General features: G+C 60.8%; 12 protein-coding genes. 11 read left to right on the forward strand and 1 reads right to left on the reverse strand.

Annotated features, from left to right (window positions below; genetic code table 11):
• Window positions 1-130: 130 nt before the first annotated feature.
• From OZY47_RS08035 to OZY47_RS08065, 7 genes are all read left to right on the forward strand, one after another.
• Window positions 131-979 (forward strand): TetR/AcrR family transcriptional regulator, encoded by an 849-nt coding sequence (locus OZY47_RS08035; RefSeq protein ID WP_277177852.1) that lies wholly within the window; start codon window positions 131-133, stop codon window positions 977-979.
• Between the two features lie 411 nt (window positions 980-1,390).
• The gene (nrdH, locus tag OZY47_RS08040) at window positions 1,391-1,672 is read left to right on the forward strand and encodes a glutaredoxin-like protein NrdH (RefSeq protein ID WP_277179241.1); all 282 of its coding nucleotides are present in this window, start codon (window positions 1,391-1,393) and stop codon (window positions 1,670-1,672) included.
• A gap of 291 nt (window positions 1,673-1,963) precedes the next feature.
• Entirely contained in the window at window positions 1,964-2,422 is a 459-nt protein-coding gene (gene nrdI, locus OZY47_RS08045) for a class Ib ribonucleoside-diphosphate reductase assembly flavoprotein NrdI (protein WP_277179244.1), read from the forward strand.
• Window positions 2,423-2,579: 157 nt separating this feature from the next.
• Entirely contained in the window at window positions 2,580-4,739 is a 2,160-nt protein-coding gene (gene nrdE / locus OZY47_RS08050; protein ID WP_277179246.1) for a class 1b ribonucleoside-diphosphate reductase subunit alpha, read from the forward strand.
• Window positions 4,740-4,866: 127 nt separating this feature from the next.
• Complete coding sequence (locus OZY47_RS08055) at window positions 4,867-5,664, forward strand: SDR family oxidoreductase (RefSeq protein ID WP_277177853.1); 798 nt, start codon at window positions 4,867-4,869, stop codon at window positions 5,662-5,664.
• Between the two features lie 348 nt (window positions 5,665-6,012).
• Window positions 6,013-7,338 carry a ribonucleotide-diphosphate reductase subunit beta gene (locus tag OZY47_RS08060; protein WP_277177854.1) on the forward strand — a complete coding sequence of 442 codons (1,326 nt, stop codon included), beginning with the start codon at window positions 6,013-6,015 and terminating at the stop codon, window positions 7,336-7,338.
• A 104-nt stretch (window positions 7,339-7,442) separates the two neighbouring features.
• Complete coding sequence (locus OZY47_RS08065) at window positions 7,443-8,030, forward strand: hypothetical protein (protein ID WP_277177855.1); 588 nt, start codon at window positions 7,443-7,445, stop codon at window positions 8,028-8,030.
• Between the two features lie 143 nt (window positions 8,031-8,173).
• Here OZY47_RS08065 and OZY47_RS08070 read toward each other — a convergent pair whose 3' ends face one another.
• Entirely contained in the window at window positions 8,174-9,511 is a 1,338-nt protein-coding gene (locus OZY47_RS08070) for a putative ABC transporter permease (RefSeq protein WP_277177857.1), read from the reverse strand.
• A 313-nt stretch (window positions 9,512-9,824) separates the two neighbouring features.
• On the opposite strand from OZY47_RS08070, the gene OZY47_RS08075 reads away from it, so the two are divergent.
• The 4 genes from OZY47_RS08075 (at window position 9,825) to OZY47_RS08090 (ending at window position 16,142) form a co-directional block, all read left to right on the forward strand.
• Complete coding sequence (locus OZY47_RS08075; RefSeq protein WP_277177858.1) at window positions 9,825-10,145, forward strand: toxin; 321 nt, start codon at window positions 9,825-9,827, stop codon at window positions 10,143-10,145.
• Entirely contained in the window at window positions 10,142-10,435 is a 294-nt protein-coding gene (locus OZY47_RS08080) for a hypothetical protein (RefSeq protein ID WP_277177859.1), read from the forward strand. Before OZY47_RS08075 ends, OZY47_RS08080 begins: the two co-directional genes overlap by 4 nt.
• A 260-nt stretch (window positions 10,436-10,695) precedes the next feature.
• On the forward strand, window positions 10,696-13,662 hold the full coding sequence (locus OZY47_RS08085) for a YhgE/Pip domain-containing protein (protein ID WP_277177860.1): 2,967 nt from the start codon (window positions 10,696-10,698) through the stop codon (window positions 13,660-13,662).
• A complete protein-coding gene (locus OZY47_RS08090; protein WP_277177861.1) occupies window positions 13,659-16,142 on the forward strand; it encodes a YhgE/Pip domain-containing protein in 2,484 nt (827 codons plus the stop codon). The genes OZY47_RS08085 and OZY47_RS08090 overlap by 4 nt, the downstream gene beginning before the upstream one ends.
• The last annotated feature ends 113 nt before the right edge of the window (window positions 16,143-16,255 follow it).

Below are 16,255 nucleotides of genomic sequence, written 5' to 3' on the forward strand. Positions count from 1 at the left end.
TCGGTAATATGGAATCCGCAAGTCAATGTCACCATCGGCGCGGTGATTTGCATGACAACACGTCGCGCCGGCGGATAATGAACAACGACCGCAAGCCAACCGGCCGGCGCACGACCACGAAAGGGACGACATGCCACGCATCAACGAGGCGAACCTCGAGGAGCATCGCAAACGCACCATGAACGCCCTGCTCGACTCGGCGGAGACCATCATGCGCGAGCAAGGCAGCGACGCGCTCACCCCCGCGGCCGTGAGCAAGGGGGCCGGCATCGCGCGCAACTCGATCTACCGCTACGTGCGCGACATGCGCGACCTGCGGCGCAAGCTCATGGACCGGCACATGCCCGAATGGATCGAGACCCTGGAGCGGGCGCTCGAGGGCATCAGCGACCCGGCCGACGTGGTGACGACGTGGGTGCGCGTGAATCTGGAGCAGGCCGTGGCGCAGGGGCACGATTGGATGACGCGGATTCCACTGGATGACGCTGAGGAATACAGCGAGAACGGCGAGCTTTGGCGGCAGCGCGGAGACGGCAGGGCCGGGGAAGACGGCGAAAGCGGTCAAGACGGCCAAGACGATTCCGCAAGCCAAGAGGGAGCGGAGACTTCATCGGTCGACAACTCAGGGGCAGCGCCAACCCCCGAAACCACGCAAGACACACAAGATACAAGGGACAAGCTGGCGGCCAACGACCCGTTCTGCACCAAACGCGGCGTGGCACGGTCCGAGGGCGAGCAGCCCAGCGACCCCAAGCAGCTGACCATCCACCAGCGCGTCAACGCGCCAATCGTAAGGGCCTGGAACGAGCTCTCCCCCAGCGCCCCGAAGGTGGGCATCTCGCTGACCGAGGGCATCGTCTCCAGCGGCATGCGCCTGCTCAGCGGCAAGAACGTGACCGCGGAGAAGCGCGACGCGACCATCGACGAGATCGAGCGCTCGACGCGGGCCGTCATCGAGACGCTGCGCGAGGATAAGTAATTTCTTATATATAGGTAGTTATCTGTTTTAACTAAACCTTCGCTTTGGTACCGGCTTCATTTTGCCGACCATAATTTGCATGACAAATACATCGAAACAGCGTCTTCCGCGACCGCAATTTCACCAGCCAAACCGACGTGAAAAATCCACCAAGTTATCCACCCCCATTCACATTTCAAAGGTGACCGTGGGGATAAAAACAGGCCCGTTTGTGACATAGCGCACACTGCGAATCCAGGCCCGAAAAAGGCACTTCCGCGCAGCCCTTGCGCTTATTGCGTTTTGACGCCGAACCACTATATCTAGTGCCTCAAAGTACGACACGCTACTAGAAGTTGGGGTTCAGTTTGGAACTACACACATGTAGTCTGGGTAGCTGAAGACATCAAACACATCGATTCGGAGGCTATGATGACCGTCACCGTTTTCACCAAACCACGTTGCCCGCAGTGCGAGGCGACCAAGCGCCAGCTCAAGCGCGCCAACATCGCGTTCGAGGCCGTGGATTTGACCGAAAACCCCTCCACGCTCGAGCAGCTCACCGAGGCCGGCTTCCGCCAGGCACCCGTGGTCATCACCCCCGACTCCTCCTGGAGCGGCTACCGCCCCGACCTGATCAAACAGCTCGCGGCATCTTCCACGTCGGAGCAGGCCGTCGCCGCCAAGGCGGAAGGCAGCACGGTTCTCGCGTGACCGCGTCGCGATGAAGTCAAGCAACCCGATAATCACAGCAAACCAACGAGTCTTAGAGAGAAGGCGATGATGGCGGACGCGGCAATTGATGACGCCACCAACGTGGACACAACCCAGCGAACCACGGAATCGGCGGCGTCGCAGGCGGCACAGGCGAATCCGGCCGACCATAGGCAAACGGCTGCGGCAGGCAAGGCGGGCGCGACCGGCGCGACCGGTATATCCAGCACGCCCAGCACAACCAACGAGGCCAACACAACCGCCGAATCGCAACCTTTCGACGACGAATGCTTGACCCCCAGCGAACCCGAGGCCAAAGCCCAAGGCGAGCACATCGGCGCCGTGGTCTACTTCTCCTCGGTCTCCAACAACACCGCACGCTTCATCGAAAGCTGCGGCTTCCCCGACGAGGGCATCAACGTCTATCGCATCCCGCTGCGTCCGAAAGAGGCGCCACTGCAGGTGCGCGAACCTTACGTCCTGATCGTACCGACCTACGGCGGCGGCAATATTGCGAAAGCGTTGCTCCCGCAAATCCGCAAATTCCTGAACGGGCACAAAAACCGCAGCTTCATCCGCGGCGTCATTTCCTCGGGAAACAGGAACTTCGCCACCGCGTTTTGTGCGGCAGGCGACATCATTTCCAAGAAGTGCCACGTCCCGTTCATGTATAATTTCGAACTCTTGGGCACGCCGGACGACCAGCGCCAGGTGCGCGAGGGCGTGAGGGACTTCTTCCTCAAAGAATAAATCTTACGCACACCCAAAAGGGGGTATTTAAAAACCGTTCGGCGGAATTCCGCCCTTCCTATTTTAAATGCCCCGCTTTGGGTGTGTGGCTTTTAATCATCACCAGCAAATTCCTGAAAGGAACCAACAAATGGCTCTCAACGACACAGCGCTGAGCATGGATAACACCGTCGAAGACACCGGTTTCGACCCGGAGCACGACTACCATTCGCTCAACGCGATGCTCAACCTCTACGACGAGGACGGCAAGATCCAGTTCGACAAGGACAAGGAGGCCGAGCGCGCCTATATCAACGGCCACGTCGCCGAGAACACGATGAAGTTCAGCTCCACCGCCGAGCGCATCAAGTACCTGGAAGACAACCTCTACTACGAGAAGGCCGTCTTCGACCAGTACACCCCCGAGTTCCTGGATTCCTTCTACAAGCACGTCGAGGACTTCGGCTTCGAGTTCGAGACCTTCCTCGGCGCCTTCAAGTTCTATCGCTCCTACGCGCTGAAGACCTTCGACGGCAAGCAGTACCTCGAGGACTTCCCGCAGCGCAGCGCCGCCGTGGCACTTGAGCTGGCGGCAGGCGACGAGAAGCTCGCCGTCAAGTACGTCGACGAAATCCTCTCCGGCCGCTTCCAGCCCGCGACCCCGACCTTCCTCAACCTGGGCAAGGCACAGCGCGGCGAGCCCGTCTCCTGCTTCCTCGTGCGCATCGAGGACAACATGGAGTCCATCGCCCGCGGCATCAACTCCGCCCTGCAGCTGAGCAAGCGCGGCGGCGGCGTGGCCCTGCTGCTGACCAACCTGCGTGAGCAGGGCGCCCCGATCAAGCACATCGAGCACCAGTCCAGCGGCGTCGTGCCGGTGATGAAGCTCCTCGAGGACTCCTTCTCCTACGCCAACCAGCTCGGCGCACGTCAGGGCGCAGGCGCTGTGTACCTCAATGCGCACCACCCCGATATCCTGCGATTCCTCGACACCAAGCGCGAGAATGCCGACGAAAAGACGCGAATCAAGTCGCTGTCGCTCGGCGTCGTCATTCCCGACATCACCTTCGAGCTCGCCAAGCGCAAGGAGAAGATGGCCCTCTTCTCCCCCTACGATGTCGAGCGCGTCTACGGCAAGCCGTTCGCGGATATCAGCGTCACCGAAAAGTACGACGAGATGCTCCACGACGACCGCATCCACAAGACCTATATCGACGCCCGTGAGTTCTTCATGACCCTCGGCGAGGTGCAGTTCGAGTCCGGCTACCCCTACATCCTCTTCGAGGACACCGTCAACCGCGCCAACCCGATCGACGGCCGCGTGACCATGTCCAACCTCTGCTCCGAGATTCTGCAGGTGCAGGAGCCTTCGACCTTCAACGACGACCTCAGCTACGACCACGTGGGCAAGGACATCTCCTGCAACCTCGGTTCCTTGAACATCGCCAAGGCGATGGACGGCGGCCTGGCCGATCCGGTGGAGACCGCGATCCGCGCCCTGACTTCCGTTTCCGAGCAGACCCACATCGACTCCGTGCCGTCCATCAAGCGCGGCAACGAAGAAGGCCACTCCATCGGCCTCGGCCAGATGAACCTGCACGGCTTCCTTGCCCGCGAGCGCATGCATTATGGCTCCGAAGAGGCGCTGGACTTCACCGACATGTACTTCATGACCGTGGCCTACCACGCCTACAAGGCCTCCCACAAGCTGGCCGTCGAGCGCGGCCATGCCTTCGCGACCTTCGACAAGTCCGATTACGCCAAGGCCGCCGGCCAGGGCAACTACTTCGACAAGTACACCGACGGCCGCCGCTCACTCGAGCCCAAGACCCAGACGGTCAAGGACCTCTTCGAGCGCTTCGGCATCCGCATCCCCACAGTCTCCGACTGGGAAGCGCTGCGCGACGAGATCCTGAAGGACGGCATCTACAACGAGTACCTGCAGGCCGTGCCGCCGACCGGTTCGATCTCCTACATCAACCACTCCACCTCCTCGATTCACCCGATCGCCTCAAAGATCGAGATCCGCAAGGAAGGCAAGGTCGGCCGCGTCTACTATCCGGCGCCGTACATGACCAACGACAACCTCGAGTACTTCGAGGACGCCTACGAAATCGGCTGGAAGAAGATCGTGGACACCTACGCCGAGGCCACCCAGCACGTCGATCAGGGCCTTTCGCTGACCCTCTTCTTCCCCGCGGGCGTCACCACACGTGAGCTCAACAAGGCGCAGATCTATGCTTGGCGCAAGGGCATCAAGACCCTCTATTACATCCGCATCCGCCAGCAGGCGCTTGAGGGCACCGAGGTCGAGGGCTGCGTCAGCTGCATGCTCTGATACTAAACGCACAAGTCGGCAGATAGGTTTTTGGAATCGGCGATATTCCGCCATTCCTGATTTCCTATCTGCCGACTTGTGCGTTATCTGTGAAAATTATAATCTATATTCCAACGAAGGAGTTCCGATGACCCATAACACTTACGATTTCAATGGCAAAGTCGTCATCGTCACCGGCGGCGGGACGGGCATCGGCCGGGCCATCACGCAAGGCTTTCTCGACAACGGCGCGACCGTGGTGGCTGTGGGGCGGCGGCAGGCTCCTCTCGATGAGACCGTGCAAGGCTACGCGAATGGCCACACGCATATCACCGACGTCTCCGACCACGCGCAGGTTCGGAAGCTTGTGCAATCGGTGGTGGACGAGTTCGGGCATCTTGACGTGGTGGTCTCCAACGCCGGCATCTTCGAGGGCGGCGAGGTGGAGCATGTCTCGGACGAGGTGTGGCACAAGCTCTTCTCGGTCAACCTCGACGGGCTCTTCTACCTCACCAAGGAGGCCTTGCCGCACCTCATCAAATCGCATGGCAACATTGTGGTCGACACCTCCGTTTCCGGGCTTTATGGTGACTGGGGGCAGACGGCCTACAACTCCACCAAGCACGCTATGAACGGTTTCGTGCGTTGCGTGGCGCTCGATTACGGCGCCAAGGGCGTGCGCGTCAACGCCTTCGCGCCCGGGTTCATCGAGACCGACATCAACAAGGAGGTGTGGAGCGACCCCGAACGCGTGGCACCCTACACTCAGCGGGTCGCACTCGGCCGCACCGGTCGGCCCGAGGACTGCGCCGGCATCGCGTTGTTCCTGGCCTCGGACGACGCCGCATATCTCACCGGTCTGGTGGTGCCCGTCGACGGTGGCACCACGGCGGCCACCGGGCAGGGGCGCAATTCGTATGAGAACGACACCCGATCCGTGCTGTAGGGCTTGATTTTGATTGCGGTGAAACTCATCTCCGGCCGCTGAAATACGAGAAACTGTCTAATCGAAGGCGCGAAAGAGCTCCAGAATCGTCAAGTGGGTGCTTTGCACGTTAAGTGGGTGCCTTCCTGAGAGCAAACGCCTCACAATAGAACGGAATCCGGCACTGCATCGGCAGTAAGACACCCACTCAACTCCCGAAGCGCCCACTTAACCACAAAATCGGTACCGCAAAGATGGGAAGGTACCGGTTATTCCTTGGACACGGCGGGTCTTTCTGTGGGCGTAGCGGGGCGCGGGAGTCGGTATCCTTTAAGCAGCATCCGCATATTCGCATTCGAAGGATTTCTCATGACTTTTACCCCGATGAACTGGACCCTCGCGGGCGCGGCGGCCGACACCGACCGCGACGCCTTCGCCGCCATGACGGCCAACCTGTGGACGCCGGAGCAGATCTCACTGGCCGATGACGCCGAGGATATGCGCGGACTGAGCGATACCGAGCGGACCGCGCTCGCCCGCATTTTCGCGGGATTGGCAAGCGTCGAATCGCTGCAGGCGACCGCGGCGACTAGCGCGTTGACGGCAGACGCGCAGCGACATATCGGTGAGGGCAAAAGCTCCAACGAAAGCGACGCTGCGCAAACAGACCTCGCATCGAGTATGCAGCCGGCCGCGCTGACCGCCATCGCGTTCATGGAGTCCATGCATACCAAGGCGTATTCGACGCTGCTCGGCGCTATTGACCAGAACGCGAACGGCAGCGAAGCCAATAATGGCAACGCTTCCACCCAGTCCCCGTTCACTTGGGCAGGCTCCAATGACTCCATGCAGGAGAAGCTGCGCCTGCTCAACGAGGTCTACGCGGCCACTCCTCGCCCGGCCGGCATCATGAACTCCGGCGACATCGAATCAAGCCAAGAACCCAACAATGGCAACGATTCAGCAAATGTCGCTTCCTCAACGGAAAGCGCGGTGCCAGAGGCGACGAATCCCGATTCCGTGGACACAAACGGCAGAGACAGCCCCACCGCCAGCTCCGCCCCTGACCTCGGAGCACTCGAGCGTCTGGCGGCAGCCGTGCTGGCCGAATCGCTGGTCGTGGAGTCCGGATTCTACCTGCCGATGTGGCTCTCGAGCCGCGGCATGATGACAAAAACCCCCGACATCATCCGCCTGATCAACCGCGACATCGCGACCTCCAGCGCCTACCTTGGCACCATCTACCAGCGCGGGCTTGGGAGGCTCGACGACGCAACCCGCGAAACCATGCGCCAGTATGCCTACGACCTGGCCAACAACCTGTATTTCGCCGAGGAGGACTACAACTACACGCTGCCGTACGCGGACCTCGGCCTCGACGACGACATCGAGAAATTCCTGAGCCTCAACGCCAACAAGGCCCTCTCCTACCTGGGCTACCCGGCCCTCTTCCCCGCCGAGATCAGCCAGCCGAACCCGGCCGTCACCGACGAGCTCAGCGATATGGAATCCGTTACCGCCGCGTTCAAATCCTCCAGCCTGTTCGGCGTCGGCTCCAGCGCCCTTGCCAACGCCGGTTTCGCCACGTCAAATTCCGGAGCCGCGGGCGTATCAGCCGTCTCATCCCTGACCTCAACCGGCGCGACCACCGCCAACAAGGTCGAGGAAACCGACGATGACGATTGGGACTTCTAACACCAGGAATCCAAAGCTACACAAGCTGAGACTGGCCTATACGACTAGCCCGTTAGATAAACTCTTATTAAATAAGATAGCTATTCTAACGATAAGGAAGTTCCATGCCCGATGGATGCACCGCCTGGGGAGATGAAAGCATCCAAGGGCAAGGAACTGAATCATCAAAATATCTACTTGGCGTCTGCATCTGCAACTCGGACGAAAAAGAAATCCGAGCAGGCTTTCATTCCAAGCATCTGGATAAGGGGTCAAAAGCCCATTGGTACGACATGAATCAAAAGGAACGCAAACGCTCCATCGAGCTTATAAACGATTTTGACCTGCAACACATAGTCGTCTCAGCCGGCCCATTGGGCAATAGCAGGAACACGGAACGAATACGACGGAAATGTTTCGAAACTCTCCTGCCATTGCTTGAACAGAAATACAACGTTTCACGCGTCGTCATGGAGGCACGTTCGAGAAAACAGGACAATCGAGAAATATTATTCGTTCAGTCACTCCGTCAAAGAAAATTCATTTCAAGACTGCGTTTCGATTTCGACGCCGGACAGAAGGACGCGAGGTTGTGGGTTCCTGACCAGGTCTTAGGTAGCCTAGGCTCCAAAGATGCTTTCAAAAGCGATGTTCCCAGTGAAATCTGTGGCATCAAAAACATCGATTACACGAATATTCAGCTCGACGAATGATTTTACTTTATATATGAATTCATATATTATATAAGTATCGCCTACCCCTGAGGGGGCAAGGAAGTGGAGCCGGATTCCCTGTGTTTCATGGGGCCCGGCTTCCGCGTTATGTAGCCGTATTCACGGCAATAGCGGCGGGGTGCTCAGCCGCGGCCGGACCACTGGGGATTGATGCTCATGGTCTGGAAACGGCGCTGCATCACCGAGTTGCCGAAATGCTCGCCGAAGAATTGAGCGACGGGCGAGGTCTGCGGAAGGCCGGCGATACGGCCGTACCAGCAGTCGAGCGCCATCAGGGTGACGACGATGTCGACGAGCATGAGCACGAGCGCCATGGCGGTGAGCGCGTAACGCCACTTCCACGGGATCAGGTTGATGAACTTGAGCAGCCACGGCAATAGCTCGCGCACCCAGAACAAGCCCGCGAGCCCCCAGAAAATCATGTATTTGCCGCTGGTCCGCCCGCCGAAAAGCGGCAGCCAGTCATTCGAATAATTCCATGCGATGATGCCGAACGCGACCTGCATGAACCAGCTGACGAACGCCTCGAACACACCGCCGATCACCGCGCTGGCGAGGAAAATCAGCCCCGCGTTGGCATGCCAGAGCCGGTTCAGGAACATAGTGAGGATGACCACGCCAAAGCCGTAGATCGGCGAGAACGGGCCCCACATCAGCCCCGCGCGGTCCTGCCATTCGTTGAAGAAGATGAGATGGTAGATCTCCTCGACAATCAGGCCGCCGACGCAGCCGACCACGAACAGCCAGAACACGTTGAAGACATTGAGCTGGACGTAGCCTTTGCCGCTGGGATCGCGCCCGAGCATGCCCGCGCCCTTGGCCTCGATGTATTCGTCGTGCTCGTCCATGCGCTTGAGCTTGCGCTGCACGGCTCGCTCGCCGAGAAGCGCCGGGTCGAGGGCGATGGCGAGCGCCACCAGAATCGCGATCTGCACCACGGAGATCCCGACGCCAAGGCCGATACCCTGCAACGCCAGCGAGAGCATGCCCTGGGCCACCGTGACGGCCATCAGCCCGTAGGCCCAGCGCGCCGCGTGCCTGCGCATGTCGCGCAGGAGCATGACGCCGAAGACGATGAGCGCCGCCGCGTTGGCCAGCGAGACGACGGCCTGCGCGCAGGTGAGCAGGAAGGTGAGGTCGAGCGCGTCGACGTGGAGGCGGCCGGCGAGGAATTTACGGACGCCGTCGAAGATCGCGTAGCCAACGTATGGCACGCCGACCAGGCCCACGAGCAGGACCAGCACGCCATAGATGCGGCCGATGACGGTGACGTGGTTGGACGCGCGGGTGGCCAGGTCGCGCGACACATCGCCGACCTCGGCGGCGGCACGGCTGGCGGAATGAGCCACGGTTTCGGCGGTGGTGGCGGCCGTTTCGGCGAGGTCGTTAGATCCAGACAAGCCTTCCGACGGCTTTCTGACTTTCATCTTCTTCGCATTGCCAGCTTTCGGAGCAGTCATGGCCCCACTCCTCTTCTTCATCCGATTCATCCGTCGCGCCTAAACGAATAACTTTTCGCAACGTTATAAGGCTATCTTGCATGACGGTCACGGACAAATCTCCTGTCCGCTTAGACCGTCGACTCGGCTATCCACAACGCTTTTCGGACGACGAAGTTATCCACAACCCCACTTACGTGTGGCGAGTTATCCCCATATCCACATTTTCAGCGATCGCGTTTGCGAGGACCTCATTCGTTTGGTTTGCTGAACGCACCGGCGGACGCGACGGACGCCGACAAATGCCGCAAAACGAACGAAGGGGAAGGAAACGATGTTTGCCAGACGCAATTATGGTGGTGCGGGAGAGCCACCACCCGATGAAGGGATTATGTGGTACAATATTAAACTGTTTCCGCTGAATTCCGCCATGAAACACGGGGTCAGCAAAGAGGACATGTGCCACGTGGCCCGGCACCCACGCGTCATCATGACCCTGCGGGAAGAGCCTCGCAAAGAACTGTATCTGGGATTCGACACCGTCGGCAGACCGCTGGAAGTAATTGTGGATGATATGCCGCCCGGCAAAGCCATCATCCACGCCATGCCGATGCGCAAGAAGTACGTTCCATACCTTCGAGGAGGGCAACAATGAAAAACGGGTACCTTGATTTCGACGATTTCCCGCCAGATGTGGCCGAAATGCTTCGCAAGGACGTCGAGGAGGCCGAGCGGGGTTACACCGACGAGCAGCTGAAGCACGCCAGAATCCGCCACCCCGGGCGACCGCTGGCCGTAGGCTCCACGCGCGCCGACACGGTCATCCGCGTCCGGCTCGACAAGGACCGCAAGAACGCGCTCAAGGCCTATATGAAGAAGCACCACATCATGACGCTGAGCACGGCGGTCCGGCAGCTGCTCGACACCGCGTTGGCCGCGCAGTAATCGGTTCAGCAGTCGCGCACTCAGCGATACCGCGCATATAGGTCTCGAAAACGCCGGAACGTCACCAGCCCCGGCTGAGGCCGCCACGCCAATCCCTTCGTATTGCGCCATGGACATAAGATTCAGGGCATCACATAGGGTAATACTTCGGAAATGACCAATAAACGTGCGCGAGGGAAACCAGAGAAACCCGACTGCGCCGAGCCAAACCAGGCCACATTCCCCAAACCCTACGACGTCAACAAACATAAGGAGTATCCATGCACACCGTGATGGCCATCGTGCGGCGCGATATCAAGCGCTTGCTTCGCGTGCCCGAGGCATGGGTGGTGCTTTTCGGCCTCGTCTTCATCCCGCCGCTATACGCCTGGTTCAACATCGCGGGCTTCTGGAACCCCTACGGCAACACACAGGGTATCCAGGTCACCGTGGTCAACAACGACCGCGGCGCGAATGCGAAACCCGTCGGCAAGCTCAATATGGGCGACCAGATCGTCAAGCAGCTCAAAGGCAACAAGCAGATGGGCTGGAATTTCGCCGACGAAAACGAGGCGATGAGGCGGGTGGAATCGGGCGAGAGCTACGCGGCGATCGTCATTCCCAAGAATTTCAGCGCGCGCACGGCCGGGGTGCTGCAGGGCGAAAGCAAACGGCCGACACTCGAATATTACGTCAATGAGAAGGCGAACGCGCTGGCCAGCCGCATCACCGACACCGGCGCCTCGACGGTCGACAGCCAGGTCAACGAGACCTTCGTGGCCACGGTGAGCAAGGTGATCTCGGGCGTGGTCAACAAGACCGGCGAGAACATCGACGCCAAAACCAACGCGGCCACCGCCGACACCATACGCGATCTGAGGAAGACGCAGAAATCGGTGGCCGACATCCGCGCCGACATCAACGAGCTGACCACGGCGCTCAACGACGTGCCCAACAAGACGAAGATCGCACGCGGCACCTTGCAACAGACCCAGCTGAGCGGGGCCAGAACGGCCAAACAGCTGGGCGACACCTCCACCGCGATCACGCAGACCCAGGCGGCCCTGGGCGATTTCGCCGGTTCGATGGGCGGCACGCTCGACCAAAGCTCGAGCCTGCTCTCCCAAGCCAGCTCGCAGGCCAACCTCACCATCAACTCCATCGCCGCGGGCCTGACGAAAGCCAACGGCGACGTGGGTTCGGCGCTCACCACGGCCAAGCAGATCAACCACGACACCAGCCGGCTCATCGACCAAATCGACGCCTCGGGCGCGCCGGGAAGCGCCGCCGCGGCCACGAACCTGCGCGAGCAGAACCAGCGCCTCTCCGACTCGATCGACTCCCTCAGCGACCTCAACTCCAGCCCGAACCTCGGCGCGACCGTCTCCAGCACGGTCTCGGCGGCCAACGGCATCGACAAGGCGACCCAGACCGCGCTCGCCAACTCCGCCGACGCCCGGAAATCACTGGCCTCGAACGCCCTGCCCCAGCTCAACAACGGGCTGACCGGCCTCTCCACCTTCGCGGCGACATCCAGCGCCAACCTCACCTCGCAGCAGTCGCTGGTCAACCAATCCTCCGTGGTGCTCACCCAGCTCGATCAGGCCTGCGCCACCGCCTCCACGGCCCTGAGCGGCACCGACAAGGGCCTGGCCAACCTGCAAAACCACTTGAGCACCATCATCACCGACATTTTGGCGCTTTCCAGCTCGTCCGCGCTGGGCAGCGAATCCGGCGCGCTGGGCAAGGCCATCGGCGGCAGCGGCAAGCTCGACGCGACGAAAATCGCGGATTTCATGCTCTCCCCCACCGTCCTCGACACCAAGGTGGTCTACCCGGTCAAGACCTACGGCTCCGGCATGGCGCCGCTGTTCACCAACCTGACGCTGTGGGTCGGCGCGTTCATGCTCGTGGTGCTGATGAAACTCGACGTGGACGACGATGACCTTGAGGATGTCAAAGGCGTGAAAATCCAGCCGACGCCAAGCCAGCGCTATTGGGGCCGCTGGACCCTCTTCGCGCTCATCGCCTCGATTCAGGCGATCGTCACCGTGCTGGGCGAGCTCGCGATCGGCGTGCAATGCCACAACGTGCCCGTCTTCATCATCACGGCCATGCTCGCCTCGGTGGTCTACGTGAGCATCACCTACTCGCTTTCCACCTCGTTCATGCACGTCGGCAAGGCGCTGTGCGTGGGGCTGGTGATCATCCAGATTCCAGGATCGTCGGGTATGTACCCCATCGAGATGATGCCGAAATTCTTCCGCGCGCTCTACCCCTACTTCCCGTTCACCTATTCCATCAACGCGCTGCGCGAGACCATCGCAGGCTTCTATCACGCCGATTGGTTTGTGAATATGGGCAAGTTGATGATCTTCGCGGTGCTCTTCTTCATCCTCGGCCTCGTGGTGCAGCCGCATATGGGCGCGCTGCGACAGCTGGTGGACCGGGAGCTGGCGGCCAGCGACATCTTCGTCAACGAGCCGTCAATACACAAACCACGCCAATACCGCGTCACGCAGGTGCTGAGCCTGCTCGCCGACAAGACGGAATACCGCATGGCAATCGAACGGCGAGCCCACAAGTTCGCGCTGCTCTACCCGAAGATCATGCGTAGCACGCTGGTATTCGGCATCGCGGTGCCGCTGGTGATGGGGGTCATCCTCTCGCTGACCAACGGCACGCGCGTGATAGCGCTGGCGGCATGGCTCAGCTGGTTCCTCATCACCATCATCTTCCTCGTCGCGGTGGAGGCGATACGCGACAGCCTCGCGCGGCAGGTGCGGCTTGGCAACCTGGACGACGAAGCCGTGCGCACGTTGCTATACGAAGATCATCGGCCATTGAGGGGCATATGGAAGCGGACCTCTGACGGAACCAGCGGCCACAATTCGGCTGCGAACGCCGCCAGCGCTTCGACGAGAACGTTGGGATTGGCCCGGCTAGCGAAAGTCACAGGAGCCTCGGCGCACAGCGACACGGCCGGACACGGCGTCGCCAACGGGACCACGACGACGGTTGAGCCGGTGACACCAGCCACGGTTGCGGGCAGTGGTCTGGATGGATATGGCGAAGCCGAATCGAGCGAGTCGGCGGCGGATGCGGTCGAGACCGCAGACACGATGGCCTTGGATAATGGCATAGCTGAATCAACCAACCCAGACGGCGCGAAACACGAAACCAAGCCACAAACGAAACACGAGACGGAATCCGAAACGCAACGCGAGCAGGGAGGTGAGGCGCGATGAGCACCATCTGGAAACTCTTCACCGGCGACGTGCGCCGCATCACCAGCAACATCATCTCGATCATCATCCTCATCGGCCTGGTCGTCATCCCGGCGCTCTTCACGTGGTTCAACGTGACCGCGAGCTGGGACCCGTTCGGCAACACGAAGAACCTCAAATTCGCCGTGGCGAGCGTGGACGAGGGCTATTCCAGCGACCTCATGCCCGTCAAGATGAAGCTCGGCGACCAGGTGATCAGCCAGCTGCGCGCCAACAGCCAGCTCGACTGGACCTTCACCACCGAAGACCAGGCCATCGAAGGTACCAAGGCGGGCAAATACTACGCGGCCGTCATCATCCCGAAGCATTTCAGTCGCGACATGATGACGTTCTTCTCCAAGGACGCCAAGCACGCGACGCTCACCTACTACACCAACGAGAAGAAGAACGCGGTGGCCTCGAAGGTGACCGGACAGGGCGCCGACGAGATCAGCAAGGAGGTCAACGAGACCTTCGCCAAGACCATCACCACCACCGCGCTAGGCGTGGCCTCCGGGCTCTCCAAGCAACTTGACTCGTCGGACGCGAAGCAACGCATCGGCACCTTCAATGGCAATGTGGCGGACCTCGCGGCACAACTGGACGATGCCTCCACCAACGTCGGGGTCTACAGCGGGCTGCTTGATTCCTCGCAAACCCTGCTGGCAAGCTCCAACAAGCTGCTTGAGAGTACATCAGGTGACGCATCCAAGTCGGTGCAACAGCTCAAACAAGCGAGCAAAAGCGTAAGTGACGTCTCGGCGGCGCTCGACACCGCCATGGCCACGCTCTCGCAGGCGCTCAAGGCCAGCAGCGCGGGCAACGGGGCCATCGCCACCGACATCGACAACGCGTTCACCAGCGCAGGACGCTCCTCGGCCGACGTCTCGAAGACCATGCGCAAACAGGCCGGGCTCATCAACGACCAGGCGACGCAGTACCAGAGCATCCGCGATTCGTTGGCCGCGGCGGGAGGCTCCTCCCCTGGCATGACCGACATCCTCAACACGCTCGACGCCCTCATCGCCCAACAGAAGCAGCTGCGGGACTCGCTCAACAGCGCCGCCGACTCACTCGACAGCCAGACCAACACAGCCGAGGCCCAGCGCGAGCAGATCGTCAGCCTCGCCAACCAGGCCAAGGCCTCCATCGACGGGCTCAACGGCAGCCTCGACCAGACGCTGAAACCGCATATCGCGCAGATTTCCTCGTCGCTTTCGGGTGTCTCAAGCTCGCTCAACACCTCGAATTCCGCCCTCGACGGCAGCGTCTCGGCACTCGGGAGCAGCGCCGGCAAGATCAGCGGCAAACTCGGCAACGCCAAGCAGACCCTCGATGGCACCGCAGACTCGCTCTCGCGCGCGAGCAAGCGGCTGACCGCCTTCAACCACGATCTCTCCGAGGCGCTCAACACCAACGACATGGCCAAGGTGCGCAAGCTGCTTTCCGATGACTCCAGCCAACTCGCGGGGGCACTGGCGGCGCCGGTTCAGCTGCACCGCAACGCCGTGTTCCCGGTGGAGAATTTCGGCACCTCGCTCACGCCTTTCTATACGTTCATCCCGCTGTGGGTGGGCTCGCTGCTGATGGCGCTGGTCATCAAAACCGATGTTTCACGTGAAACACGGCGCAGGCTCGGCGAGGCGAAGGCCGGGTGGCGCTGGACTCACAAGCGGCGTAACGACGGCGACGGCAACGCAAGTGCTGAGGCGACGTCAGAGACCACCGAACTCAAACCAATAGGAGATGCCGGCGAACCGTCAGGCGATATCACTACTGACAGCGCCTACGCAACGGACGCCTCGGATCTTGTGGACACCGTGGATATCCCTTCAACGATTTCCTCGACGGCCGGGGGCTCCCCGGTTTCCGCAGCCTCCGCGGCCTCCGCAGCCTCAACCTCCGCGGGTGAAAAGACCGAAAGCATCCCCATCGATCAGGCGGGGCGCAGGTTCGAGGAGCCCAAGCCCAACGAGCTCTTCCTCGGCCGATTCGGCGTTTTCGCGCTCATCTCGCTGTTGCAGAGCACGTTCTCCTGCCTGGGCACCCTGCTCTTCCTGCGCGTCCACGTGGTGCACCCGCTGCTCTTCATGCTCTCGGGCTGGGTCTCCGGGCTGGTCTACGCCTTCGTCATCTACACGCTGGTCGCCTGTTTCGGCACCATCGGCAAGGCGCTCACGGTCATCGTGCTGGTCATGCAGATCTCGGGTTCCTCGGGCACCTATCCGCTGCAGGTGCTGCCAGGCTTCATCCGCATGGTCAACCCGCTGCTGCCCGCCACCCACTCGATCCAGGCGATGCGCGCGGCCATCGCGGGCATCTACCAAGGCGACTTCTGGATCCAGATGGGCATCGTGCTCGTCTACGCCCTGGTGATGCTCGTCATCGGCCTCATCATGCCAAAACCCTCGAAATTCAACAAGTGGTTCACCGCCCAGCTCGCCCGCACCAAGCTCATCTGACGCGGCCGCCGCACGCATACGTCAGCGGAATCTCAAAACCATCCGTAATCGACCGGAGCTGTGATCGAAGAAGCTTAACGTCAACCGCGGCTTCGGAGCTGCATTTCGATGGC

Origin of the sequence: Bifidobacterium sp. ESL0790 (assembly GCF_029395435.1) — a bacterium.
Classification (GTDB): Bacteria; Actinomycetota; Actinomycetes; order Actinomycetales; family Bifidobacteriaceae; genus Bifidobacterium.